Raw genomic sequence first — 20,559 nt, 5'->3', positions numbered from 1 at the left:
CGCGAAACTCCCCATGCCTGTGAAGGTGGTGATCCACAGATGTCCACGGACACACCCGCGTCCGCCCCCGCCGAGTCGGCAGCCGAGCGGTATCTCGCCGTACAACGGTCGGACGAGTTCGCCGGGTTGCGTCGCGCGTTGCGCGGCTTCGTCTTCCCGATGACCGTCGCGTTCTTCCTGTGGTACGCGCTCTACGTGATCCTCTCCGCCTACGCGCGGGACTTCATGGGCACGAAGCTCTTCGGCAGCAACATCAACATCGCCCTCGTCTTCGGCCTGCTCCAGTTCGTCTCGACCTTCGTGATCGCCTGGCTCTACTCCCGGTACGCCGACCGGAGGATCGACCCGGTCGCCGACCGGATCCGCGCCGAGATGGGGGAGGTGAACCATGAACACGGTCCTCGCGGCTGAGGCGGGCAGCACCACCGCCCGCAACCTGACCATCACGCTCTTCCTGGTCTTCGTGGCGGTGACCCTGGCCATCACCATCTGGGCCAGCCGGCAGACCAAGACCGCCACCGACTTCTACGCCGGCGGCCGGTCCTTCTCCGGTTTCCAGAACGGCATGGCGATCGGCGGCGACTACATGTCGGCCGCCTCGTTCCTCGGCATCGCCGGCATCATCGCCCTCTACGGCTACGACGGCTTCCTCTACTCGATCGGATTCCTGGTCGCCTGGCTGGTGGCGCTGCTGCTGGTCGCCGAACTGCTGCGCAACTCGGGTCGGTACACGATGGCCGACGTGCTGGCCTTCCGGATGCGCCAGCGGCCGGTGCGTACCGCCGCGGCGGTCTCCACCATCACGGTGTCGATCTTCTATCTGCTGGCCCAGATGGTGGGCGCGGGCGCGCTGGTGGCGCTGCTGCTCGGGATCAAGCCGGGGACGACCTTCCTCGGCATGGACGCCGACACCGCCAAGGTCGCCACCATCATCATGGTCGGCGCCCTGATGATCATTTACGTCACGGTGGGCGGCATGAAGGGCACCACCTACGTGCAGATCGTCAAGGCGTTCCTGCTGATGGGCGGCGCGCTGGTGATGACGCTGCTGGTGCTGGCGAAGTACAAGTTCAACCTGTCGTCGCTGCTCGGCGACGCCGCCGCCGCCTCCGGCAAGGGCAGCAACTTCCTCGAACCCGGGCTGCGCTACGGCGTCGAGGTGGCCGGCAACTCGACCCAGACCTTCTACAACAAGGTCGACCTGCTCTCGCTCGGCATCGCGCTGGTGCTCGGCACGGCCGGCCTGCCGCACATCCTGATCCGCTTCTACACCGTCCCGACCGCCAAGGCGGCCCGCAAGAGCGTGCTCTGGGCGATCGGCATCATCGGCACCTTCTACCTGCTCACCCTGGCGCTCGGCTTCGGCGCCGCGGCGCTGGTCGGCAGCAGCGCGATCACCGCCCAGGACAAGGCGGGCAACACCGCCGCGCCACAGCTGGCCGAGGCGCTGGGCATCGACTTCCTCGGCGGCGACCTGGGTGGGGCGACCCTGTTGGCGATCATCGCGGCGGTCGCCTTCGCCACCATCCTGGCCGTGGTGGCCGGGCTGACCCTGGCGTCGTCGTCGAGCCTGGCGCACGACTTCTACGCCAACGTGATGAAGAACGGCCAGGCCTCCGAGCGGCAGGAGGTGACCGTCGCCCGGGTCTCCGCGCTGGCCATCGGTGCGGTCTCGATCGTCCTGTCCATCTTCGCGCAGAGCCTGAACGTGGCCTTCCTGGTGGCGCTGGCCTTCGCGGTGGCCGCGTCGGGCAACCTGCCGGCGATCCTCTACAGCCTCTTCTGGAAGCGGTTCAACACCTCGGGAGCGGTCTGGGCCATCTACGGCGGACTGCTGGCCGCCGTGTTCCTGGTGTTCTTCTCACCGGTGGTCTCCGGCGCGCCGACCTCGATGTTCCCCGACCAGGACTGGCAGTGGTTCCCGCTGTCCAACCCGGGCATCCTCTCCATCCCGTTCGGCTTCCTGTGCGGGTGGATCGGCACCGTCATCTCCAAGGAGCACGACGAGAAGAAGTACGCGGAGCTGGAGGTGCGCGCCCTCACCGGGGCGGGAGCACACTGACCTGCGGTACCCGGCCGGGGCTCTCGACGCGGACGCGTCGGGGGCCCCGTGCCACGCCCGACCGGCCCACCGGCGACGCGGGCCGCGGGGCGTACGAGCGCGTCGCTGAGTAGGCTGACCGGCATGAAGGTAGCCCCGCGTTTCGGCACCGGTCACCGCGTCCTCGTCACCGGTGGCGCCGGTTTCGTGCCGTCGCACCTGGTCGACGCCCTGATCGGGCGCGGATGCACGGTCGTCGCGTTGGACAACTTCGTGACCGGCTCCAAGGAGAACGTCGCCCACCTGGCCGAGGAACCGGCCTTCACACTGGTCGAGGCGGACATCTCCGAAGGGCTGCCGAGTCACCACCCGGCGTTCGCCGAGCGGTTCGACGCCATCCTGCACATGGCCTCGCCGGCCAGCCCGACCGACTTCGAGAAGCTGCCGGTGGAGATCCTCCGGGTCGGCTCGGTGGGCACCCTGCACCTGCTGGAGCGCGCGGTCGCCGACGGCGCCCGGTTCCTGATGGCCTCCACCTCCGAGGCGTACGGGGACCCGAGGGAGCACCCGCAGCGGGAGACGTACTGGGGCAACGTCAACCCGATCGGGGTGCGCAGCGTCTACGACGAGGCCAAGCGCTTCTCCGAGGCGGCCACCATGGCGTACCACCGCAGCCGGGGGCTGGACAGCGCGATCGTCCGGATCTTCAACACGTACGGCCCGCGGATGCGCCCCGACGACGGTCGCGCCATCCCCACCTTCATCTCCCAGGCGCTGCGCGGGGAGCCGATCACCGTGCACGGCACGGGCGACCAGACCCGGTCGATCTGCTACGTCGACGACCTGGTGCGCGGCATCCTGCTGCTGCTCGACTCCACCGAGACCGGGCCGATCAACTGCGGCACCGAGCACGAGATGTCCATGCGGCAACTGGCCGAGACGATCGTGTCGCTCTCCGGGAGCGCCTCGCGGGTGACCTACATCACCCGCAGCTCGGACGATCCGGAGATGCGCCGCCCGGATCTGACCCTCGCCCGCACGCTGCTCGGATACGAGCCGAGCGTGACGCCCGAAGAGGGCCTCCGACGCACGATCGACCACTTCCGCGAGCGGCTAGGGTAGCCGACCCCGCGCCACGCGGAACGGAACCGGACGTTTGCCTTCCGGCAACCCTCGACCGTGCTACGTACGCTGAGACACATGTCCGCGACATCGTCTGCCGGTCTCCCGCTCCCGTACCTGCGCCAGCGCGCCGGTCGCGCCTCGGTCCCCGAGCCGGGTCGCGCCCGGGCGTCGTCCGGCGCGCAGTGGTACCCGTCGTACGACGAGGAGCAGCCGCGCGGCGGTGTGCCCGGCGGCCCGGGCGGACCCGGCACGCCGCAGGGCCCGGGCGGGCCGGGCGGTCCCGGCCGGGGTGGCCCGCGTCCGCGCTGGGGCCGGATCGGCCTGGTCGCCGGGATCGCGGTGCTGGTGCTGGCGCTGCTCGGCGGGGCGGGAGCCTGGTTCTACGCCCGCAACCTCAACCAGGACCTGGCCCGCACCGACCCGTTCTCGGAGATCACCGGGGGCCGGCCGGCGAAGGCGGTGAACGGGGCGCTGAACATCCTGCTGGTCGGCTCGGACTCGCGGGACCCGGACGCCCCGGTGGACCAGCAGAGCAAGTGGCGCGCGGACACGGTCATCGTCATGCACATCCCGGCCGACCACAAGAGCGCCTACCTGGTCTCCATCCCGCGTGACCTCTACGTGCCGATCCCGGAGAGCGCCGGCGCGGAGTGCGGTACCGGGCAGCGCGCCAAGATCAACGCTGCCTTCGCCTTCGGCGGCCTCCCGCTCGCGGTCCGTACCGTGGAGTGCTTCACCGACGTCCGGATCGACCACGTGATGGCGATCGACTTCGCCGGCTTCAAGCAGGTCACCGACGCCCTCGGCGGGGTGGACCTGAAGGTCGAGCGGACCATCACCTCGATCCACAAGCCCTACCGGACCTTCACCAAGGGCACCCAGCAGATGAACGGGGCGGAGGCTCTGGACTGGATCCGCCAGCGCAAGCAGTTCCCCGACGGGGACTTCGCGCGAATGCGGCACCAGCAGGAGTTCCTCCGGGCGCTGATGGACAAGGCGGCGAGCACGGGCACGCTCACCAATCCGAAGAAGTTGAACGCCTTTCTCCAGTCGGTGACCGACGCGGTGACCGTGGACAACGGCTTCTCGCTGGTCGACATGGCGCTGGAGTTCCGGAATCTGCGCGGCGAGAACCTGACCTTCGTCACCAGCCCGAACTCCGGCAGCGCGACCATCAACGGCGAGTCGGTGGTGGTCTCCGACCGGGAGAAGGCGCTGGCGATGTACAAGGCGATGTCGTCGGACACCATGGCCGCCTGGGTCGCGGCCAACCAGAAGCCGGGCACGACGGGCGGCGGGAACTGACCCGCCGCGGCGGCCGGGGGTGACCCGGCCGCCGCCACCCCGGCCGCGCGAACGGCGGAGGCCGCCCGGGCAGGTGACCGGCAGATTTCGACGGACGTCATCAGAGGTGCCTTTTCAAACAAGCGAACATCGTTCGCCAACCACCGACCGGACGCATCGACTCATACTTTCGGTCGAATTACGAGGCAACTGTCGGGATATCTGAGATTTGTGTGCCTGACGATCTCGCCCTGACGGGGAGCGGTACGTAAAGTGGGGCCGCCCCCCGATCACGCGAGCTGGAGCACGAATGCCGGTTCAGACCAGCCCCCGCCCGACGCCGCTTGATTCCGACCCCGACGCACGCCGGTCGACGACTCTCCCGTCGCAGGGCGGTCGCAGCGGTCGGCGCGCCGCCGGCGCCCCGAAGCGCACCCGACGCAAGGACCCACTCTGGGCCCGGCTCACGGTGGTCTTCGGCGCGGTGCTGATGATGACCAGCGGCATCGCCATCGTCGGCAGCAAGGCGATGATCAGCCAGGCCACCGGCAACATCGCCCAGCGCAACCTGCTCGGTGGGGCGGGCAAGACCGAGGCCGAGGGCGGCGCCAACCTGGACGGCCCGATCGACATGCTGCTGCTGGGCGTGGACGCCCGCGAGCGCTGGGCGGCCGACGACGTCCGCGCGGACAGCATCATCGTGCTGCACATCCCGGCCAGCCACGACCAGGCGTACCTGATCTCCATTCCGCGGGACACCGAGGCGCAGATCCCGGCGCACAAGAAGAGCGGCTACCGGGGCGGCACCGACAAGATCAACGCCGCGTTCCACGCCGGCGCGCAGAACGGCGGCGGCTGGGAGGGCGGCGCCCAGCTGATGGCCCAGACCATCAAGAACATGACCGGGATCAGCTTCGACGGCGCCGCGATCATCAACTTCGGCGGCTTCAAGAACGTCATCGACACCCTCGGCACGGTGCGGATCTGCGTCAAGCACGAGGTGAAGTCGATACACACGGTGATGGTCGACGGCAAGCAGATGTGGAAGGCGGACGCCAAGAAGACCGGCCGGCCGATGTCGCCGGTGGTCTACAAGAAGGGCTGCCGGCAGATGTCCGGCATGGAGGCGCTGGACTACTCCCGCCAGCGGTACGGCCTGCCGAACAGCGACTACGACCGCCAGGCGAACCAGCAGCAGCTGATCAAGGCGATGGCCCGCAAGGCGACCGACAAGGGCATGCTGAGCAACCCGATCAAGATCAACCAGCTGATCCGGGCCGCCGGCAAGGCCTTCGTCCTCGACACCGGCGGCGCGCCGGTCGAGGATCTGATCTTCACGCTGCGCGGGGTCACCGGCAACGAGCTGACCATGCTGCGCACCAACGGCGGCACGTTCAACGGCAACGCCAACAACCGCGAGGCCCTCAGCCAGCAGACGCTGGAGATGTTCGAGGCGATCAAGCGGGACAAGCTGGGCGAGTTCGTGTACGCGAACCCGAACGTCATCTCCAACCGCAAGTGACCCGACCGGCCGACAGTCGCGGGAACCTCCCCGACCGCCGGTGACCTCCCCGTAGCCTGACGTGAGGGAATCTCACGCCACGGCCACGGGGAGGGCGTCACGGCCAGGTCAGCGCGGGCCGACCGGGGGCCGAGCGCACCGTCGGCCCGGTGGCCCCGGCGGCTGCTCCGCCTGGGCCTCGCCCTGGTCCTGCTGGCCGTCCTCGCCGCGGTGGGGATGCAGGCGCTGACCGCCCGGTACGACCGCACCGTCAACCGGGAACCGCTGCTCGCCCCGGACGCCCGGCAGGACCGCACCGACCTCTCCGGCGGGCTGAACTACCTGCTCGTCGGCTCCGACCGGCGGGTCGACTCCGCCCGGCCCGACCAGCGCTCCGACACCATCCTGATCGTGCACGTCCCGTCGGGGCTACGGCAGGCGTACCTGATCTCCGTCCCGCGCGACCTGCTGGTCGCCATCCCACCGGCCCCCGGGTACGGCGGCGGCCAAGACAAGATCAACGCGGCGTACGAGCACGGCGGAGGGGGCCGGGAGGGCGTCCAACTGCTCTCCTCCACCCTGAGCCGGCTCACCGGTCTCCGCTTCGACGGGGCCGCCTTGATCGACTTCTCCGGTTTCCGCAAAGTCATCGACCTGCTCGGCGGAGTCCGGATGTGCGTCGACACCGAGGTCCGCTCGATCCACACGAACACCCTCTTCAGCCCCGGCTGCCAGCAGATGGACGGCGCCCGGGCGCTGGACTACGTCCGCCAGCGCTACGACCTGCCGGGCGGTGACTACGACCGGCAACGGCACCAGCAGCAGTTGCTGCGGGCGGTGCTCGACCGGGCCGGCCAGGCCGACCTGCGCCGCGACCCGGTCAAGCTGGACCGGGTGCTACGGGCGGCGGGCGGCTCGCTCACCGTGGACACCAACGGCGTACCCCTGGACGAACTGCTCTTCGCCCTCCGGTCGCTGCCGGCGGACGCGCTGAGCGGGGTCCTGGTGCCGTCGTACCCGCAGACCATCGGCCAGGTCTCGTACGTGGTGCTCGACAACGGCGGCAACGGGCTCTTCGCCGCCGTCGAGCGCGAGCGGGTGCCGGACTGGGCCCGCGCCAACCCGCGCTGGATCAGCCGACTGTGACGGCACGGTCCGCGCCGATCCGGCCGGACGAGGATCTACCCTTGGTACCCGTGTTCGGACCTCAGGTACCCACCGTGACCGTGACCGAGATCGACGACCAGACCTACCTGCTCGACGTCCGCGAGGACGACGAGTGGAACGCGGGCCACGCCCCCGGCGCCCACCACCTGCCGATGATGGAGCTGCCGGCCCGGCTCGCCGACGTGCCCACCGACCGCGACGTCGCGGTGATCTGCCGCTCCGGCGGACGCTCCGCCCAGGTCGTCGCCTACCTGATGCGCAACGGCTGGGAGCAGGTGCGCAACGTCGAGGGCGGGATGGGCGAGTGGGCCGCCGCCGGCAAGCCGGTGGTCGGCGGGGACGGGCAGCCCGGCCGGGTCATCTGAGAGCCGACCCGATGGGCGAACCGCTGGTCTTCGCGCACCGCGGCGCGTCGGCCGACCTCCCGGAGCACACCCTCGCCGCGTACCTGCGGGCCCTCGACGAGGGCGCCGACGGGCTGGAGTGCGACGTCCGGCTCACCCGCGACGGGCACCTGGTCTGCGTGCACGACCGCCGGCTGGACCGGACCAGCAACGGTCACGGCCTGGTCAGCGGCCGTACCCTCGCCGAGTTGGAGCTGCTCGACTTCGGTTCGTGGCACCCCGGCTGCGTACCGGTCGACGGCGCCGAGGTGCTGGACGAGTCGCACACCCGGCTGCTCACCCTGGAACGGCTACTGGAGGCGGTGCTGGCCGCCGGTCGACCGGTCCGGCTGCTGGTGGAGACCAAGCACCCGTCCCGGTACGGCCGCCACGTCGAGCGGAAACTGGTGGCGCTGCTGCGCCGCTTCGGGCTCGCCGAGCCGGGGCCGGACGACCCGGTCCGGGTCACCGTGATGTCCTTCTCGCCGCTGGCCGTACGGCGGGTCCGGGAGCTGGCGCCGGCGCTGCCGACGGTGCTGCTGCTGGACGTGCTGCCGCGCTGGCTGCGCCTGGGCCGGCTGCCCTTCGGCACCCGGATCGCCGGGCCGGGCATCGGCCTGGTGCGGGCCCGCCCGCAACTGGTGCCGGCGCTGCACGCCGCCGGCAACCAGGTGTACGTCTGGACGGTCAACGAGCCGGACGACCTGGAGCTGGTCCTCGACGCCGGGGTGGACGGGGTGATCACCGACCGACCGGCCCGGACGCTGGCCCGGCTGGGCCGGTGAGGCCCACCGGGCGGGGGTGCCCGAACTCCGGTCGAGCGGGCACACTCGGGACATGCCGGAGCGTACCGACCTCACCGCCCTCATCGTCGGCCACGGCGAGGTGATCGAGATGATCAATTCGGGCGACGCGGCGTTGCCCGTCCTCACCCAACTGCTCCAGGTGACCCAGTCGACCCTCGGCGCGGACGGCGTGGCCTTCGTCGAGTTCGCCCCGACCGGTGGTCGGGTCATCGCCGCCAGCGGCTCCGCGGCCTGGACGATCGGGCGTCCCCTGCCCGCGTCCGACCCGGCCACCGGCTGCCTGCTCGCCGGTCCCCGGGTCCGGCAGGTGCGGGTGGACCGCCTCCCCGGCCCGCTCGCCGGTGATCTCACCGACCGGGGGCTGCGCCACATGATCGTCGCCCGGGCCGAGATCGGCGGGCTCACCGTCGGCAGCCTGCACGCCCTCTACCACGACGGCGAGGACTCCGAGGACGCCACCCAGCACGCGGTGCTGAGCTACGTCGCCTCCTGCATCGCCCACATGTACGGCGACCAGACCGGGCTGCCGGTGCACGGCGACGGTCCGGTGGTGGCGGCGCTCGCCGACGGCCTGGCCGTGGTCGACCGGGACGGTCACGTCCGGCTCTGGAACCCGGCGGCCGCGCAGGTCACCGGCCGGTCCGCGGCGGAGGCGCTGACCCGCCCGCTGCCGTTCCCGCTCCCCCCGTCCGGGCAGGTGCTCGACCACCGGCTGCCCGACGGCCGCTGGCTGAAGATCACCTCCGGTGAGCTGCCCGGTCCGGGCACGCTGCGGGTGGTCACCTTCCGCGACATCACCGACCAGCAGCGCCGGGACGCCGACCGCGACCTCTTCGTCGCGGTGACCAGCCACGAGCTGCGCACGCCGGTCACCGTCATCAAGGGGTACGCGGACACCCTCACCGACCACTGGGAGTCGCTGACCGAGGCCGACCGGCGGCAGGCCGCCCGGGTGATCGGGCAGCGCGCCAACGAGCTGGCCCGACTGGTCGACCGGCTGCTCTCCTCGGCCACCGACGCCCGCCCCGCCGGCGATTCGACCGTGCCGTTCGACCTCGGTGACGCGCTCCGCGCCGCGGTGCCGGACCTCCCCGCCGACCTGCGGCGCCGGCTCCTGCTCGACCTGCCGGCCGACCTGCCCAAGGCGCTCGGCGACCGGCACACCCTGGCCACCGTGCTGACCGAGCTGAGCACCAACGCGGGCAAGTACTCGCCGCCGGACTCCCCGATCGAGGTGACCGCCGACGCGGACGGGCAGACGGTCTCCTTCCGGGTCAGCGACCGGGGCATCGGCATCCGTCCCGAACACGTCGAGCGGGCCTTCGACCGGTTCTGGCAGGGCGAGTCCGGCAACCGGCGCGGCTACCCCGGCGCCGGGCTCGGCCTCTATCTCGTCCGCCGGATCGTTGAACAGCAGAATGGATGGGTATCCCTCCGTCCGAGGAGCGGTGGCGGTACCGTCGCAGAGGTGCGGCTGCCCCGGGGATGACCCGCCGGGCGGGCGGGGCGCGGGGAATGAGGAGCGCGGTGTCGGCGAAGGCGGTCGAACGTTCGTGGTGTGTGGTGGTGCCCCACCACGCCACCGGGGCGCGGCTGGCCCGACACCGGCTCGCCGACGAGCTGACCGACGTCGTACCCCCGATCCTGCTGGCCGACCTGGTGGCGGTCCTGGCGGAACTGGTCGGCAACGCGGTCCGGCACGCCGACCCGCTGCCCGGCGGGGTGGTCCGGGTGGCCTGGCGACTGCGGCCCACGCCGACCGGTCCGGCCGTGTCGGTCCGGGTGACCGACGGCGGCGCGCTGCTGGGGCCGCGGATGCGGGCGGCCAGCCCGGACGCGGTCGACGGCCGCGGGTTGCACATCGTCTCCGGCCTGGCGAGCCGCTGGGGCGTCGAGCGGGACGGCCTGGGGCAGAGCGTCTGGGCCGAGTTCGACCCGACCGGCACGCCCCGGCCGGACCTGGTCACGACCGGTTGACCGGGGGACGCGGGCGGGTCTGTCCCACGCGCTCCCGGCCCGGCCTCTAGGCTGTGTCGCCGTGAGCAAGCGACGGAAGAACCAGCGCGCCGAGGCCGCTCCCCGCCGGGAGAAGATCCGGGACGTCTTCGTCCCCCGCCCGTTCGAGGGGCTGGCGGACGAGCCGGAGTGGATCGCCCTGCGCGAGCTCGTGCCGGCCGCGTCCGCCCCGCTGCGGCTCACCGCCGACCTCGTCGAGGAGTACGGCGACCGCCCGGTCGTCCTCGCCACCGTGCTGCCGATGGCCGCCCCGGCGATGACGAAGCCGGACGGGCGGGTCTTCGTCGGCCTCCAGCGCCACCAGCAGTCCGGCGACGTCTCCCGGGACCTGGCCGAGGCGCTGCTCTGCGCGCTGCGCACCGAGCCGGGCGGCCAGGTGACCGTGCCGCCGCTGCCGGGCCCCGGCCCGCGCCTCCAGGACCTCCTGGTGGACGGCCCGTTGGAGATCACCATGCACGACGGCTTCGAGTTCTGGCTCGACCCGGGCGCCGCCGACGACCCCACCGTGCAGGCCTCGCTGGAGCGGGCGAACGCGGCCGTCTACCCCACGGTCCGGCTCTCCGCCGCCCGGGCCGCCTACTGGTGTCAGGTGCCGGAGAAGGCGCACGTGCGCTGGGTGCTGCCGGAGGACGAGGACACCGCGCTGGACGCGCTGTCCCGGCTCTCCGCCGCCGGCACCCTGACCCTCGGCGAGGGCACGAAGTTCGCCGGCATGTTCCGGGCGCACGGCCGGCTGGTGCCGGTCTGGGACCTGCCGCAGGACATCCCGGCCGCCGACTGGGAGGAGCCGGTGGCCGGGTTCGCGAAGCGGTACGCCGACGTGCTGGCGGAGCGGGAGCCGCTGGACGCCGCGGGCCGCCGCGCCCGCCAGGGCCTGCTGGGCCGCCAGCTCACCCTGCGCTGAGCCGGCCGGGCGTCGGGAGGGCCCCGGCCGGCGCCGGGGCCCGCTCCGTCAGCCGCGCAGCGGTTCCCGGACCAACGGGCAGGACATGCAGCGCGGGCCGCCCCGGCCGGAGCCCAGCTCCGAGCCGGCGATCGGGATGACCTCGATGCCGGCCCGCTCCAGCTGGGCGTTGGTCTCCACGTTCCGCTCGTAGCCGACGCAGAGCCGGGGGGCGAGGGCGAGGGTGTTGTTGCCGTCGTCCCACTGCTCGCGCTCCGCGGTGACCGGGTCCAGCCCGGTGTCGATCACCCGGAGCTGGTCGATGTCCATCGCGTCGGCGGCGGCGCGCAGGAACGGCGCCGGGCCGTCCACCCGCGGCTCCCCGTCCGGCCCCGCGATCACCGTGTACGCCGAGAGGGTGCTGGCGATGTTCGGGTACATCAGCACCGCGTCGACGTCGACCATCGTGCAGACGGTGTCCAGGTGCATGGTGGCCCGCTCCTGAGCGATCGGCACCACCAGGATGGTGTGTGCCAGCCCCGCGGCGAAGACCTGCCGGGCGAGCCGTTCCGCGCCGGCCGGGGTGGTCCGCTCACCCACCCCGACGGCGAGCACGCCCGGGGCGAGCAGCAGCACGTCGCCGCCCTCCAGGTGCTCCAGCTCGGGGTGGTAGACGAACTCGGTGCCGGCGAAGCGCGGGTGGTGACGGTAGATGGCGTCGGTGAGCGTGGTCTCCCGCCGCCGGGCCGGCATGGCGAGGCTGGTCACCCCGACCCGGTCCCCGATCCACAGTGCGGAGTCCCGGGTGAAGAGCAGGTTGGGCAGCGGGGCGATGACGAAGTCGTGCCGGTCCATCAGCGTCCACACCAGCCCACCGGGGCGCTCCGGGCTGATCCGTACCTCCTCGTGGGCGAGCCCGGCGATGAGCACGTCGGCGAGGGCGGCCGGGTCGAGGTAGGCGAGATGGTCGGCGACCCGGCGGCGCAGGGTGTCGCCCAGCCGTGGCGACCGGAGCACCTGCTCGGTGAGTTCGGCGCGCGCGTCGGGCACGGCGAGCGTCTCGGCGAGCAGGGTGGCGAGGTACAGCACCTCGACGCCGCGGTCGCGCAGCGCCGTGGCGAACGCGTCGTGCTCCTCCTGGGCCCGTCCCACCCAGGGAATGGCGTCGAAGAGCAGCGAGTCGTTGTTGCGGGGGGTGAGCCGGGCGAGTTCCGGCCCCGGCCGGTGCAGCAGCACGGTGCCGAGTCGACCGACCTCGCTGTCCACGTAGTGGGTCACCCTCGCAGCGTAGGACAGGTGTGAGGGATCTTCAGCGGAAGAACTGTGGATGAATATGGCATTCATCCGCACTCATTCCGGCGCTCCAACTTGCCGAACCCCCCGACTGGCAACGTAGGGTAGTGAGGACATAACTTCGAGGGACCTTTTGCCGGAGGTCGCGATGACTGTCTTTCCCGCTCGTCGAGCCGTACCCACCCGGGCACTGCCGCCCGTGGCGGTGCCGCACCCCCGGTCCGATGCGCCGTCGGCGCTCGAACCGGCCCGCCCCACCCCGTTGGAGTGGGCCCGCCGTCGCCGGGCCGAACGGGGCGCCCGACGGCTGGAGGCGGCCGGTGCCCGGGCGCTCGGCCAACTCGACCACCTGGGCCCCGCCTGGCACGTCATCGAGTGGCCGCGCACCGACGTCTCCGACGTCCTTCTCGACCACGGCCAGGACGAGCGGGCCGGCTTCCTCGCCATCGGCCCCAGCGGGCTGTACGCGGTGAGCATCGCCGACCACGGGCGGGCCCGGGTGCTCGTCGCCGGGGACGTGGTCCAGATCAACGGCAAGCGCCCGCCGTACGTCACGGAGGCCCGACGGGACGCCAAGCGGGCGAGCAAGGCCCTCTCCACCGCCGTGGGGCTGCCGATCCCGGTGACGCCGGTGCTGACCTTCGTCGGCTCCGGCGTCATCAGCGTCTACGGCCTGCCCAAGGACTGCCTCATGGCGACCCACCGGGAGCTGGACCGGCTCCTCGTCGCCGCGGGCAACCGGATCAGCCCGGCCACCGCCGAGAAGCTGTCCCGGATCGCGCAGCAGCCGCAGACCTGGCTCAACGGCACGTACCGTCCCGCGGCCGACTACCGGTGGTACGACGAGGGCCGAACGGCCGCTGACAAGCCGGCCGCCCGCCGGTAACGTCACCGACGACGCACGCGGCCCGGAGGCTCACCGAAGCACCACCGGTCCGCGCCGTCGCCGGCCGCCCGCCCAGGGCACCCGATTCGTCCACCGGCGGCCGGTGGCGCCAGCGCGGTCCAGCGGCCGTCGCGACGACCGGCTAGCGTGGACAGACCGTCGGTGTACATAGGAGGCGCGGTGGCCCACGTCGAACTCTCGCTCTCGGAAGTGTTCGTGCCGGCGGCCCGCACACCGACGGAGCAGGGGTCCGACAATTTCGGCCAGTGGTCGGCGACCGTCTCCCACGCCGACGAGCCCTGCCTGCTGATCGACGCGGACACCCGGGTGGTGGCGATCTCGTCCTCCGGGTGCGAGCTGCTCTGCCTCGGCGCCCCCGAGGACGTGGTCGGCCTGCCGCTGCTCGAGGGCGGCCTGCGGCTGCTCGATTTCACCGCGGCCCGGCACGAGCTGACCGAGCAGGAGACCGACAAGATCCCGCCGCTGCTCGCCCTGCACTCCGGCCGACTCGCGCGTGGCCTGCTGCGGGTCCAGGCGGCCGGCGCGGAATCGTCGGACGCCACCGTCGACGCCATCTCCACGCCGGTGCTCACCCACGGCGAGGTCGCCGGCTCACTCACCTTCTTCTCCGAGGTCTGACCTGCGAGGGACTGTGGCGTGCGCCGCACGTCACGATGCTGGGGCGGCACTCACCGACGCCGTAAGGTGCCCTCATGCTCGATGTCGCGCTTCTCCCGGGGGAGTACGTCGTGTGCCGCCTGGCGGCCGGCACCCCGCTCCCGCCCGCCCTCTGGGCCGACCCGGGTGACGCCGACGTGGTCACCGTGAGCTGGACCGCCGACGGGATCTCGATCATCTGCCCCAGCGAGCGGGCCCCCGCCCAGGCCGACGTGGAGACCGACTGGCGGTGCCTGCGGGTCGTCGGCCCGCTCGACCTCGCGGTCACCGGGACGCTCGCCTCACTGGTCGACCCGCTCGCCGCGGCCCGGGTCAGCGTGGTGGCGTTCTCCACCTACGACACCGACCACGTGCTGGTGCCGGCGGTGCGGCTCGCCGAGGCGACCACCGCGCTGGAACGGGCCGGGCACCGGGTCCTGCGCTGACCTTCTCCCGCCGCCCCGATCCTCCTACGATGGCCTCGGCCACCCCGGCCGCAACGACCCGTCTCGATGCCGTTGAGGCTCGATCCCCCCGAGGACCGGTCCGTGCCGCCTGACGTACCGCACCGCAACCCGCTCCGCCGGCTGGTCGCCGCCGGGGCCCTGCTCGCCGCGCTGCCGCTGGCCGCGTGCGCCGGCCCGGCGGGCCAGCGACCCGCCGCCCCGCCGGGCCCGCCCACTCCGCCCTGGTCGACGGTCAGCCGACCGGCGACCGCCCCGCCCACGACCCTGCCGACGGGGCTCCTGCCCACCGCGCCGGCGACCCCGGGTGTCGGCTTCCTGCCGCCCGGGGGACCGGCGCCGACGCCCACCCCCGACCCCGGCCTGACCGTCGCACCGTGCGCCGACCGACCCACCGCGGACCGGGTGGTGGCCCTGCTGCGCGGCAGGGTGCTGCCCCGGGGCGTGTCGGTGCGGGCCACCCGCGGGCCGCTCTGCGCGGCCGACTGGCAGTACACCGTCTTCGCCGTCCGGGGGCACGAGGAGCTCCAGGTGGTCACCAGCGGCACCCCCGGAGCGCTGACCCTGGTCACCGCCGGGACCGACGTCTGCTCGGTCGAGGTACGCGCCGTCGCCCCGCCCGCCATCCGGACGCTGGCCTGCGACGAGGGCACCCCGGCCCGGCCGGGTGCGTAGGCTGGTCGGCATGCCGGGAACACCGCCGACCCGTTTCGTCTACCTCGGACCCGAGGGCACCTTCGCCGAGCAGGCGCTGCGCACCGTGCCCGCCGCCGAACACGGCGGTCGTACGCCCGCGCGCAGCGTCGGCGAGGCGCTGGAGAGCGTACGGGCGGGGGAGGCGGACGCGGCGCTGGTGCCGCTGGAGAACTCGATCGGCGGCGCGGTCGGGGTCACCCTGGACGAGCTGGCCGAGGGGGAGCCGCTGGTGATCACCCGGGAGGTGATCCTGCCGGTCGAGTTCGTGCTGGGCGCCCGATCCGGCACCACCCTCGCCTCGATCTCCAGCGTGGCGGCCCATCCGCAGGCGTCCACCCAGTGCCGGGGCTGGTTGCGGGACCACCTGCCCGACGCGGTGGTGGTGGACGTGCTCTCCAACGGCGCCGCGGCGGCCGGCGCGGCGAACGGCGAGTACGACGCGGCGATCTGCGCCCCGATCGGCGCCGCCCGGCACCGGCTCGCGGTGCTCGCCGACAAGATCGCCGACCATCCCGACGCGGTGACCCGCTTCGCGCTGGTGTCCCGGCCCGGCCCGCCGCCGCCCCCGACCGGGGACGACGTCACCTCGCTGGCGGTGTACATCGCCCACGACCGGGTGGGCGCCCTGCTGTCGGTGCTGATGGAGCTGGCCGTACGCGGGGTCAACCTGACCCGCATCGAGTCCCGCCCCACCGGCGAGGCGCTCGGTCGGTATCTCTTCTTCCTCGACTGCACGGGGCACGTGGCGGACGTGCGGATGGGCGAGGCGTTGCAGGGGCTGCGTCGGGTCTGCGCCGACGTGCGCTTCCTCGGGTCGTACCCCCGGCACCGCTTCAGCGGCGGCACGGGTGACCGGCCGGTCCCGGCCCCGGCCGGGCTCTCGGACGCCGACTACGCCGACGCGGCGGCCTGGCTGGCCCGGCTGCGCGCCGGCGAGCTGAGCTGACGACGGTGGGGCGCCCCGGCCGGGACGCCCCAGCGCACGAACTCAGCTGAGCAGGCCGCCGAGCAGGCCGCCCTGCTGCTGCTGGGTGCCGCTGCCCATGACCGGCGGCTCCTCCGACGGCTGCACCACCACGAAACCCTGGCCGGCGAAGCTCATCGTGAACGCCTCGCCGGTGCTGCGCCCGAGCAGCGCGCCCAGCCCCAGCTGCTCGGCCCGGTGGTAGCCGGTCTGCAGGTTGGCCGACCAGCAGACCGCCGCCTGCGGGTCCACGTAGGTGGGTGCGTCGACGTTCAACACCACCGGGGTGCCCTTGGTGGTGATGGCGATCCGGCCGTGCCCGGAGAAGACGCAGTTGAACAGCCCGGACGACGAGGCCATGCCCGCGCCGCCGACCATCTTGATGTCGTACGACAGCGTCGAGTCGAAGGCCAGCACGCTGGACCCGTTGATGGAGAGGGCGTCGCCCGGCTCCAGGTCGATGATGTGCACGTCCTTGGCCAGCTCGGCGAGGAAGACGTCACCCTGCCCGCTGAGCTTCATCAGCGGCACGCCCTCCCCGGTGAGGCGCTGCTTGATGAACTTGCCGAGGCCACCGGAGCCGAGGGCCTGGAACTGCACCTGCCCCTGGTAGGCGACCATGGAGCCGACCCGGGCCATCGCCTCGCCGTTCAGCTCGATCTTCAGCATCTTGGAGTTCTGCAGCCGCATGCCGGGCTGGGCGGACTCCTTTTCCAGGTTCTCCGCGGAGAACAGCGCGCTGCGCATGGATTTCCTCCTGATTCGGGGTGCTCCCCACCACGGTAGGCAGCCGTCGCAACAGCGACCACCGGCCGAGCGGAGGTCAGCCCCAGCCCAGCGCGTGCAGCCGCGCGTCGTCGATGCCGAAGTGGTGGGCGATCTCGTGCACCACCGTCACCGCCACCTCGTCGACCACGTCGTCCTCGGTGTCGCAGATCCGCAGGATCGGGTGACGGTAGATGAGGATCCGGTCCGGCAGCACGCCGGCGTAGTCCCAGCCCCGCTCGGTGAGCGCGTGCCCCTCGTAGAGGCCGAGCAGGTCCTCCCCGGCCGGCGGGTCGTCCTCGACCAGGATCACCACGTTGCTCATCAGCCCGAGCAGCTCCTCGGGCACCTCGTCGAGGGCCTCGCCGACCAGCTCCTCGAACCGTTCCCGGCTCATCTCCACCGCCACCACCCCATCTTCCCCGACCCGCATCCCCACGCCACCCGCCGACATCGATGCGGATCCCGTGGGCGACGGGCGCCCTCCCCGCTGAACGCGGGGAGGGGCCGCCACGCGGAGCGTGCGGGGGTGGGTCAGGAGGCGAGGCGGACGCTCAGGGTGATCTCGGCGCCCGGGGAGAGCAGACGGGAGATCGGGCAGTTCTCCTTGGCGGCCTCGGCCAGCTTGGTGAACTCGGCCTCGTCGAGCCCTGGCGCCTGGCCGACCGTCTCCAGGTCGATCCGGGTGACGGTCGGGCCCGCGTCGGTCATGTCGAAGTGGACCTTGGCGGTGGTCTCCACCGACGTGCCGGTCGCACCGGCGTCGGCGAGCTGCTTGGAGAACGCCATGGAGAAGCAGCCGGCGTGCGCCGCGCCGATCAGCTCCTCCGGGTTGGTGCCCTCGCCCTCCTCGAAGCGCGACTTGAAGGAGTAGTTCCCGGACAGGCCACCCTTGCCGGTGCGGACGGTCCCGACACCCTCGGTGAGATTGCCCTGCCAGTTTGCGGAAGCGGTACGGATTGGCATGCACCGACGCTAACCGAAACGGCACCGGCCAGGCGACCGACCCGGGCGATCCGGCGAGGCGCGTACCCGGTTGCGGGCCGCCGGTCGTGACATCATGCGGGTCAGGCCCGAGACGGTGGAAGGTGGCCGATGTCCGAGGAGCTCCCCATCCCCCGGCAGGACGACCGCTCCGACGGCACCACGGTGCTGGAGTGGGGTGCGGCGGAACCGGCCAGGGCCGGGCGCCTCGGACGCTGGACGGGCGGCCTCGACCGGGACCCCCGGCTGCCGCGGGTGGTCGCCGCCCTGGGCGCGGTGGCGGCGATGGCCTCCCTGGTCGGCGAGTGGCTGGTGACGACCGTGCCGAACGGCGGCCGGGACGGCGAGAGCAGCATCCGGGTGCCGGGCGGGGTGGCCGAGGTCGGCGGGTTCGGCGTCGCGTACCTGGTCGGGCTCCTGCTGCTGGTCGGCGCGGTGGCGCTCGCCCTGGCCGGCCGGCCGGCGGTCCGGCACGACGCGCGGGTCGCCGGGCTGGCCGGGGCGGGCGCCCTGCTGGCGCTGCTCACGGCCACCCTGCTCAGCCTGGACGACTCCGGGCAGCGCGCCCTGCTGTACTCCTCCCCCGAGGACGGCTTCCGGGTGGAGTACGGGCGGGGACTGGTGATGGCCCTCGTGGCGACCGCGCTCCTCGGCGCCGCGCTCCTGCTCGCCGGCCGGCGGCCGGCCGGGCGGCCGGACGCCGGGGCACCGGCCGACGCGTCGTCCCCCGGACCCACCCGCGACGACGACGAGCCGCCCCCCGGGCCCGCCGACCTGACCGTGACCCCGACGGTGCCGTTCGCCCGCCGCGGACCGGGCAGCTGAGCCCCTTTCGGGCAGGCGGAACGGCACGTCGACCGGTCACCGGGCGTTGGCACCCGATTCGCCGGGAAGCCATGGTTGCGACCTGCTCCGCGAGGTACGGTTGCTGCCCGCCGTCACTCCGGGTCGAGGCACCGAGGACCGAGAACGGCTGGCTGCGACGGCGGCGGGCGAAGGAGGAACCATGACCCGCCCGGGACTGCCCAAGCTGATCGCCACCGACCTCGACGGGACCCTCGTCCGCAGCGACGAGACCGTCTCGGCGTACACCCACGAGGTGCTCGACCGGGTGCGGGCCGCCGGGATCCCGGTGGTCGGCGCCACCGGACGAGGCCCCCGGCTGGCCGAGCTGACCCGCAACGACATCCGCGCCGCGGACTTCCTGGTGATGGCCGGCGGCGGCCGGGTGGTGGACCAGAGCGACCCGGGCGGACCGGTGGTGCTCCGCGACGAGCGCCTCCCCGGCGAGGTGCTCGCGCACCTGCTCGCCGAGCTGGAGGCCGAGGTGGGCCCGCTCACGGTGATGGTCGAGGCGTCCGACGAGCCCGACGCGCCGCTCTGGGGCGACTACCACCCGAGCTGGCCGTACCAGGACCGGTTCGAGGAGCGCAGCCGGGCCGAGTGCCTCTCCTGCGACGTGCTCAAGGCGTTCGCCCGGACCGCCGACCACCACGTGGACGAGCTGCTGGCGACCGCCCGCCGGATCATCCCGCCGCAGGTGGCCACGCTCACCCAGGCCGGTCTCGGGTTCGTGGAGATCTGCGCGCCCGGAGTGGACAAGGCCACCGGGCTCAGCGTGGTGGCGGAGCGGCTCGGGGTCGACCCGGCGGAGGTGCTGGTCTTCGGGGACATGCCCAACGACCTGCCGATGTTCGCCTGGGCCGGCTGGTCCCGGGTGGCCGTGTCGAACGCCCACCCCGAGGTCCGCGCCGCCGCGGACGAGATCACCCTGCGCAACGACGACGACGGGGTGGCGGTGTACCTCGATCGACTACTCTCCCGATGATGGGATCCACCCCCCGGCTCGTCGCCACCGACATCGACGGCACGCTGCTCGCCGACGAACGCACGATCACCGCGCGCACCGCCGCGGTGCTGAACCGGATCTGCGCGGCGGGCACGCCGGTCGTGCTGGTCACCGGCCGCCCCATCCGCTGGCTCCAACTCGTGTACGACCAGCTGGCCGCGCCGCTGCCGGCGATCTGCGCCAACGGCGCGGTGGTCTACGACCCGGTCGCCGACGAGGTGCTGCGGGCCGACCCGCTCGCCCCGCAACTGCTCGCCGAGGTGGCCCGCCGGCTGCGCGCCGCGGTGCCCGGGGTGAGCTTCGCGGTGGAGGTGGTGGACAGCCGGCAGATGCGGCACGAGACGCACTACCCGCTGCGCTGGGACGCCGACCACGACGCGATCCGGGCCGTCGAGTCGCCCGAGGAGCTGTGCTCGGTGCCGGCGGTGAAGCTGCTGGCCCGGGCCGGGGAGCAGGATCCGGACGCCTTCGTCCGGCTGGTCGCGGGGATGCTGGACGGGCTGGCCGAGGCGACGCACTCGTCGTACACCGGGCTGGTGGAGATCTCTGCGGCCGGCGTGACCAAGGCGGCCGGGCTGGCCTGGTACGCCACCCGGCTGGGGGTGGACGAACGGGACGTGCTGGCCTTCGGGGACATGCCCAACGACGTGCCGATGCTGACCTGGGCCGGCCGGTCGGTGGCGGTGGCGAACGCGCACCCCGCCGTCCTGGAGATCGCCGACGAGGTGACCGCGGCGAACTCCGAGGACGGCGTGGCGGCGTACCTGGAGAAGGTCTTCGAGCTGGGCTGAACCG

At 72.8% G+C, this 20,559-nt stretch carries 23 protein-coding genes; 19 read left to right on the top strand and 4 right to left on the bottom strand.

Annotated features, from left to right (window positions below; all coding sequences use genetic code 11):
* Nucleotides 1-39: 39 nt before the first annotated feature.
* The 11 genes from AC5L3Z_RS12130 to AC5L3Z_RS12080 all read left to right on the top strand — a co-directional run bounded on the left by AC5L3Z_RS12130 (nucleotide 40) and on the right by AC5L3Z_RS12080 (nucleotide 11,227).
* Nucleotides 40-411: a DUF485 domain-containing protein gene (locus AC5L3Z_RS12130; protein ID WP_334615595.1), complete on the top strand. Its 372-nt coding sequence runs from the start codon at nucleotides 40-42 to the stop codon at nucleotides 409-411.
* Nucleotides 389-2,062 (top strand): monocarboxylic acid transporter, encoded by a 1,674-nt coding sequence (locus AC5L3Z_RS12125; RefSeq protein ID WP_494841626.1) that lies wholly within the window; start codon nucleotides 389-391, stop codon nucleotides 2,060-2,062. The genes AC5L3Z_RS12130 and AC5L3Z_RS12125 overlap by 23 nt, the downstream gene beginning before the upstream one ends.
* A gap of 123 nt (nucleotides 2,063-2,185) precedes the next feature.
* Complete coding sequence (locus tag AC5L3Z_RS12120; RefSeq protein ID WP_494841625.1) at nucleotides 2,186-3,163, top strand: NAD-dependent epimerase/dehydratase family protein; 978 nt, start codon at nucleotides 2,186-2,188, stop codon at nucleotides 3,161-3,163.
* Nucleotides 3,164-3,241: 78 nt separating this feature from the next.
* Complete coding sequence (locus AC5L3Z_RS12115) at nucleotides 3,242-4,471, top strand: LCP family protein (protein WP_494841624.1); 1,230 nt, start codon at nucleotides 3,242-3,244, stop codon at nucleotides 4,469-4,471.
* 289 nt (nucleotides 4,472-4,760) lie between these two features.
* Nucleotides 4,761-5,972, top strand: coding sequence for an LCP family protein (locus tag AC5L3Z_RS12110; RefSeq protein WP_494841623.1), 1,212 nt, complete (start codon nucleotides 4,761-4,763; stop codon nucleotides 5,970-5,972).
* Nucleotides 5,973-6,188: 216 nt separating this feature from the next.
* Nucleotides 6,189-7,097: an LCP family protein gene (locus AC5L3Z_RS12105; RefSeq protein ID WP_494841699.1), complete on the top strand. Its 909-nt coding sequence runs from the start codon at nucleotides 6,189-6,191 to the stop codon at nucleotides 7,095-7,097.
* A 50-nt stretch (nucleotides 7,098-7,147) separates the two neighbouring features.
* Nucleotides 7,148-7,483: a rhodanese-like domain-containing protein gene (locus tag AC5L3Z_RS12100; RefSeq protein ID WP_334527821.1), complete on the top strand. Its 336-nt coding sequence runs from the start codon at nucleotides 7,148-7,150 to the stop codon at nucleotides 7,481-7,483.
* 11 nt (nucleotides 7,484-7,494) lie between these two features.
* Entirely contained in the window at nucleotides 7,495-8,286 is a 792-nt protein-coding gene (locus AC5L3Z_RS12095; protein WP_494841622.1) for a glycerophosphodiester phosphodiesterase, read from the top strand.
* Nucleotides 8,287-8,338: 52 nt separating this feature from the next.
* Complete coding sequence (locus AC5L3Z_RS12090; RefSeq protein WP_494841621.1) at nucleotides 8,339-9,796, top strand: PAS domain-containing sensor histidine kinase; 1,458 nt, start codon at nucleotides 8,339-8,341, stop codon at nucleotides 9,794-9,796.
* A 26-nt stretch (nucleotides 9,797-9,822) separates the two neighbouring features.
* Complete coding sequence (locus tag AC5L3Z_RS12085; RefSeq protein WP_442933340.1) at nucleotides 9,823-10,284, top strand: ATP-binding protein; 462 nt, start codon at nucleotides 9,823-9,825, stop codon at nucleotides 10,282-10,284.
* A gap of 61 nt (nucleotides 10,285-10,345) precedes the next feature.
* Nucleotides 10,346-11,227: a DUF5926 family protein gene (locus AC5L3Z_RS12080; protein ID WP_494841620.1), complete on the top strand. Its 882-nt coding sequence runs from the start codon at nucleotides 10,346-10,348 to the stop codon at nucleotides 11,225-11,227.
* 48 nt (nucleotides 11,228-11,275) lie between these two features.
* On the opposite strand, the gene AC5L3Z_RS12075 is transcribed toward AC5L3Z_RS12080, so the two are convergent.
* Complete coding sequence (locus AC5L3Z_RS12075) at nucleotides 11,276-12,484, bottom strand: arginine deiminase (protein ID WP_334615591.1); 1,209 nt, start codon at nucleotides 12,482-12,484, stop codon at nucleotides 11,276-11,278.
* A 163-nt stretch (nucleotides 12,485-12,647) separates the two neighbouring features.
* On the opposite strand from AC5L3Z_RS12075, the gene AC5L3Z_RS12070 reads away from it, so the two are divergent.
* From AC5L3Z_RS12070 to pheA, 5 genes are all read left to right on the top strand, one after another.
* Nucleotides 12,648-13,385, top strand: coding sequence for a hypothetical protein (locus AC5L3Z_RS12070; RefSeq protein WP_494841619.1), 738 nt, complete (start codon nucleotides 12,648-12,650; stop codon nucleotides 13,383-13,385).
* 180 nt (nucleotides 13,386-13,565) lie between these two features.
* Complete coding sequence (locus AC5L3Z_RS12065) at nucleotides 13,566-14,024, top strand: PAS domain-containing protein (RefSeq protein WP_494841618.1); 459 nt, start codon at nucleotides 13,566-13,568, stop codon at nucleotides 14,022-14,024.
* Nucleotides 14,025-14,098: 74 nt separating this feature from the next.
* Nucleotides 14,099-14,488: an ACT domain-containing protein gene (locus AC5L3Z_RS12060; protein ID WP_494841617.1), complete on the top strand. Its 390-nt coding sequence runs from the start codon at nucleotides 14,099-14,101 to the stop codon at nucleotides 14,486-14,488.
* A 102-nt stretch (nucleotides 14,489-14,590) separates the two neighbouring features.
* Complete coding sequence (locus AC5L3Z_RS12055; protein WP_494841616.1) at nucleotides 14,591-15,181, top strand: hypothetical protein; 591 nt, start codon at nucleotides 14,591-14,593, stop codon at nucleotides 15,179-15,181.
* Between the two features lie 10 nt (nucleotides 15,182-15,191).
* Nucleotides 15,192-16,148, top strand: coding sequence for a prephenate dehydratase (pheA, locus tag AC5L3Z_RS12050; protein WP_494841615.1), 957 nt, complete (start codon nucleotides 15,192-15,194; stop codon nucleotides 16,146-16,148).
* A 42-nt stretch (nucleotides 16,149-16,190) separates the two neighbouring features.
* Here the strand turns inward: pheA and AC5L3Z_RS12045 are convergent, their stop codons facing one another.
* The 3 genes from AC5L3Z_RS12045 to AC5L3Z_RS12035 all read right to left on the bottom strand — a co-directional run bounded on the left by AC5L3Z_RS12045 (nucleotide 16,191) and on the right by AC5L3Z_RS12035 (nucleotide 17,897).
* A complete protein-coding gene (locus AC5L3Z_RS12045) occupies nucleotides 16,191-16,913 on the bottom strand; it encodes an AIM24 family protein (protein WP_494841614.1) in 723 nt (240 codons plus the stop codon).
* A gap of 76 nt (nucleotides 16,914-16,989) precedes the next feature.
* The gene (locus AC5L3Z_RS12040) at nucleotides 16,990-17,334 is read right to left on the bottom strand and encodes a metallopeptidase family protein (protein ID WP_334527968.1); all 345 of its coding nucleotides are present in this window, start codon (nucleotides 17,332-17,334) and stop codon (nucleotides 16,990-16,992) included.
* 131 nt (nucleotides 17,335-17,465) lie between these two features.
* Complete coding sequence (locus tag AC5L3Z_RS12035) at nucleotides 17,466-17,897, bottom strand: OsmC family protein (protein ID WP_494841613.1); 432 nt, start codon at nucleotides 17,895-17,897, stop codon at nucleotides 17,466-17,468.
* A gap of 129 nt (nucleotides 17,898-18,026) precedes the next feature.
* Here AC5L3Z_RS12035 and AC5L3Z_RS12030 point away from each other — a divergent pair, with 129 nt between their 5' ends.
* From AC5L3Z_RS12030 to AC5L3Z_RS12020, 3 genes are all read left to right on the top strand, one after another.
* Entirely contained in the window at nucleotides 18,027-18,740 is a 714-nt protein-coding gene (locus tag AC5L3Z_RS12030) for a hypothetical protein (RefSeq protein WP_494841612.1), read from the top strand.
* 181 nt (nucleotides 18,741-18,921) lie between these two features.
* Nucleotides 18,922-19,743, top strand: coding sequence for an HAD family hydrolase (locus AC5L3Z_RS12025; RefSeq protein WP_334527859.1), 822 nt, complete (start codon nucleotides 18,922-18,924; stop codon nucleotides 19,741-19,743).
* Nucleotides 19,743-20,555, top strand: a complete 813-nt coding sequence (locus AC5L3Z_RS12020; protein WP_494841611.1) for an HAD family hydrolase — start codon at nucleotides 19,743-19,745, stop codon at nucleotides 20,553-20,555. The genes AC5L3Z_RS12025 and AC5L3Z_RS12020 overlap by 1 nt, the downstream gene beginning before the upstream one ends.
* Nucleotides 20,556-20,559: the final 4 nt, after the last annotated feature.

The sequence above is a fragment of the Micromonospora sp. LZ37 genome (assembly GCF_059359015.1).
This window is presented reverse-complemented; position numbering and strand designations above follow the sequence as displayed.

Excerpts from the sequence above, each read along its gene's own strand:
- AC5L3Z_RS12045 (WP_494841614.1), bottom strand. The coding sequence starts at position 16,913 with ATGCGCAGCGCGCTGTTCTCCGCGGAGAACCTGGAAAAGGAGTCCGCC.
- AC5L3Z_RS12090 (WP_494841621.1), top strand. The coding sequence starts at position 8,339 with ATGCCGGAGCGTACCGACCTCACCGCCCTCATCGTCGGCCACGGCGAG.
- AC5L3Z_RS12105 (WP_494841699.1), top strand. The coding sequence starts at position 6,189 with ATGCAGGCGCTGACCGCCCGGTACGACCGCACCGTCAACCGGGAACCG.
- AC5L3Z_RS12115 (WP_494841624.1), top strand. The coding sequence starts at position 3,242 with ATGTCCGCGACATCGTCTGCCGGTCTCCCGCTCCCGTACCTGCGCCAG.
- AC5L3Z_RS12110 (WP_494841623.1), top strand. The coding sequence starts at position 4,761 with ATGCCGGTTCAGACCAGCCCCCGCCCGACGCCGCTTGATTCCGACCCC.
- AC5L3Z_RS12035 (WP_494841613.1), bottom strand. The coding sequence starts at position 17,897 with ATGCCAATCCGTACCGCTTCCGCAAACTGGCAGGGCAATCTCACCGAG.
- AC5L3Z_RS12030 (WP_494841612.1), top strand. The coding sequence starts at position 18,027 with ATGTCCGAGGAGCTCCCCATCCCCCGGCAGGACGACCGCTCCGACGGC.
- AC5L3Z_RS12025 (WP_334527859.1), top strand. The coding sequence starts at position 18,922 with ATGACCCGCCCGGGACTGCCCAAGCTGATCGCCACCGACCTCGACGGG.
- AC5L3Z_RS12125 (WP_494841626.1), top strand. The coding sequence starts at position 389 with ATGAACACGGTCCTCGCGGCTGAGGCGGGCAGCACCACCGCCCGCAAC.
- AC5L3Z_RS12070 (WP_494841619.1), top strand. The coding sequence starts at position 12,648 with ATGACTGTCTTTCCCGCTCGTCGAGCCGTACCCACCCGGGCACTGCCG.
- AC5L3Z_RS12085 (WP_442933340.1), top strand. The coding sequence starts at position 9,823 with ATGAGGAGCGCGGTGTCGGCGAAGGCGGTCGAACGTTCGTGGTGTGTG.
- AC5L3Z_RS12020 (WP_494841611.1), top strand. The coding sequence starts at position 19,743 with ATGGGATCCACCCCCCGGCTCGTCGCCACCGACATCGACGGCACGCTG.
- AC5L3Z_RS12095 (WP_494841622.1), top strand. The coding sequence starts at position 7,495 with ATGGGCGAACCGCTGGTCTTCGCGCACCGCGGCGCGTCGGCCGACCTC.
- AC5L3Z_RS12130 (WP_334615595.1), top strand. The coding sequence starts at position 40 with ATGTCCACGGACACACCCGCGTCCGCCCCCGCCGAGTCGGCAGCCGAG.
- AC5L3Z_RS12060 (WP_494841617.1), top strand. The coding sequence starts at position 14,099 with ATGCTCGATGTCGCGCTTCTCCCGGGGGAGTACGTCGTGTGCCGCCTG.
- AC5L3Z_RS12120 (WP_494841625.1), top strand. The coding sequence starts at position 2,186 with ATGAAGGTAGCCCCGCGTTTCGGCACCGGTCACCGCGTCCTCGTCACC.
- pheA (WP_494841615.1), top strand. The coding sequence starts at position 15,192 with ATGCCGGGAACACCGCCGACCCGTTTCGTCTACCTCGGACCCGAGGGC.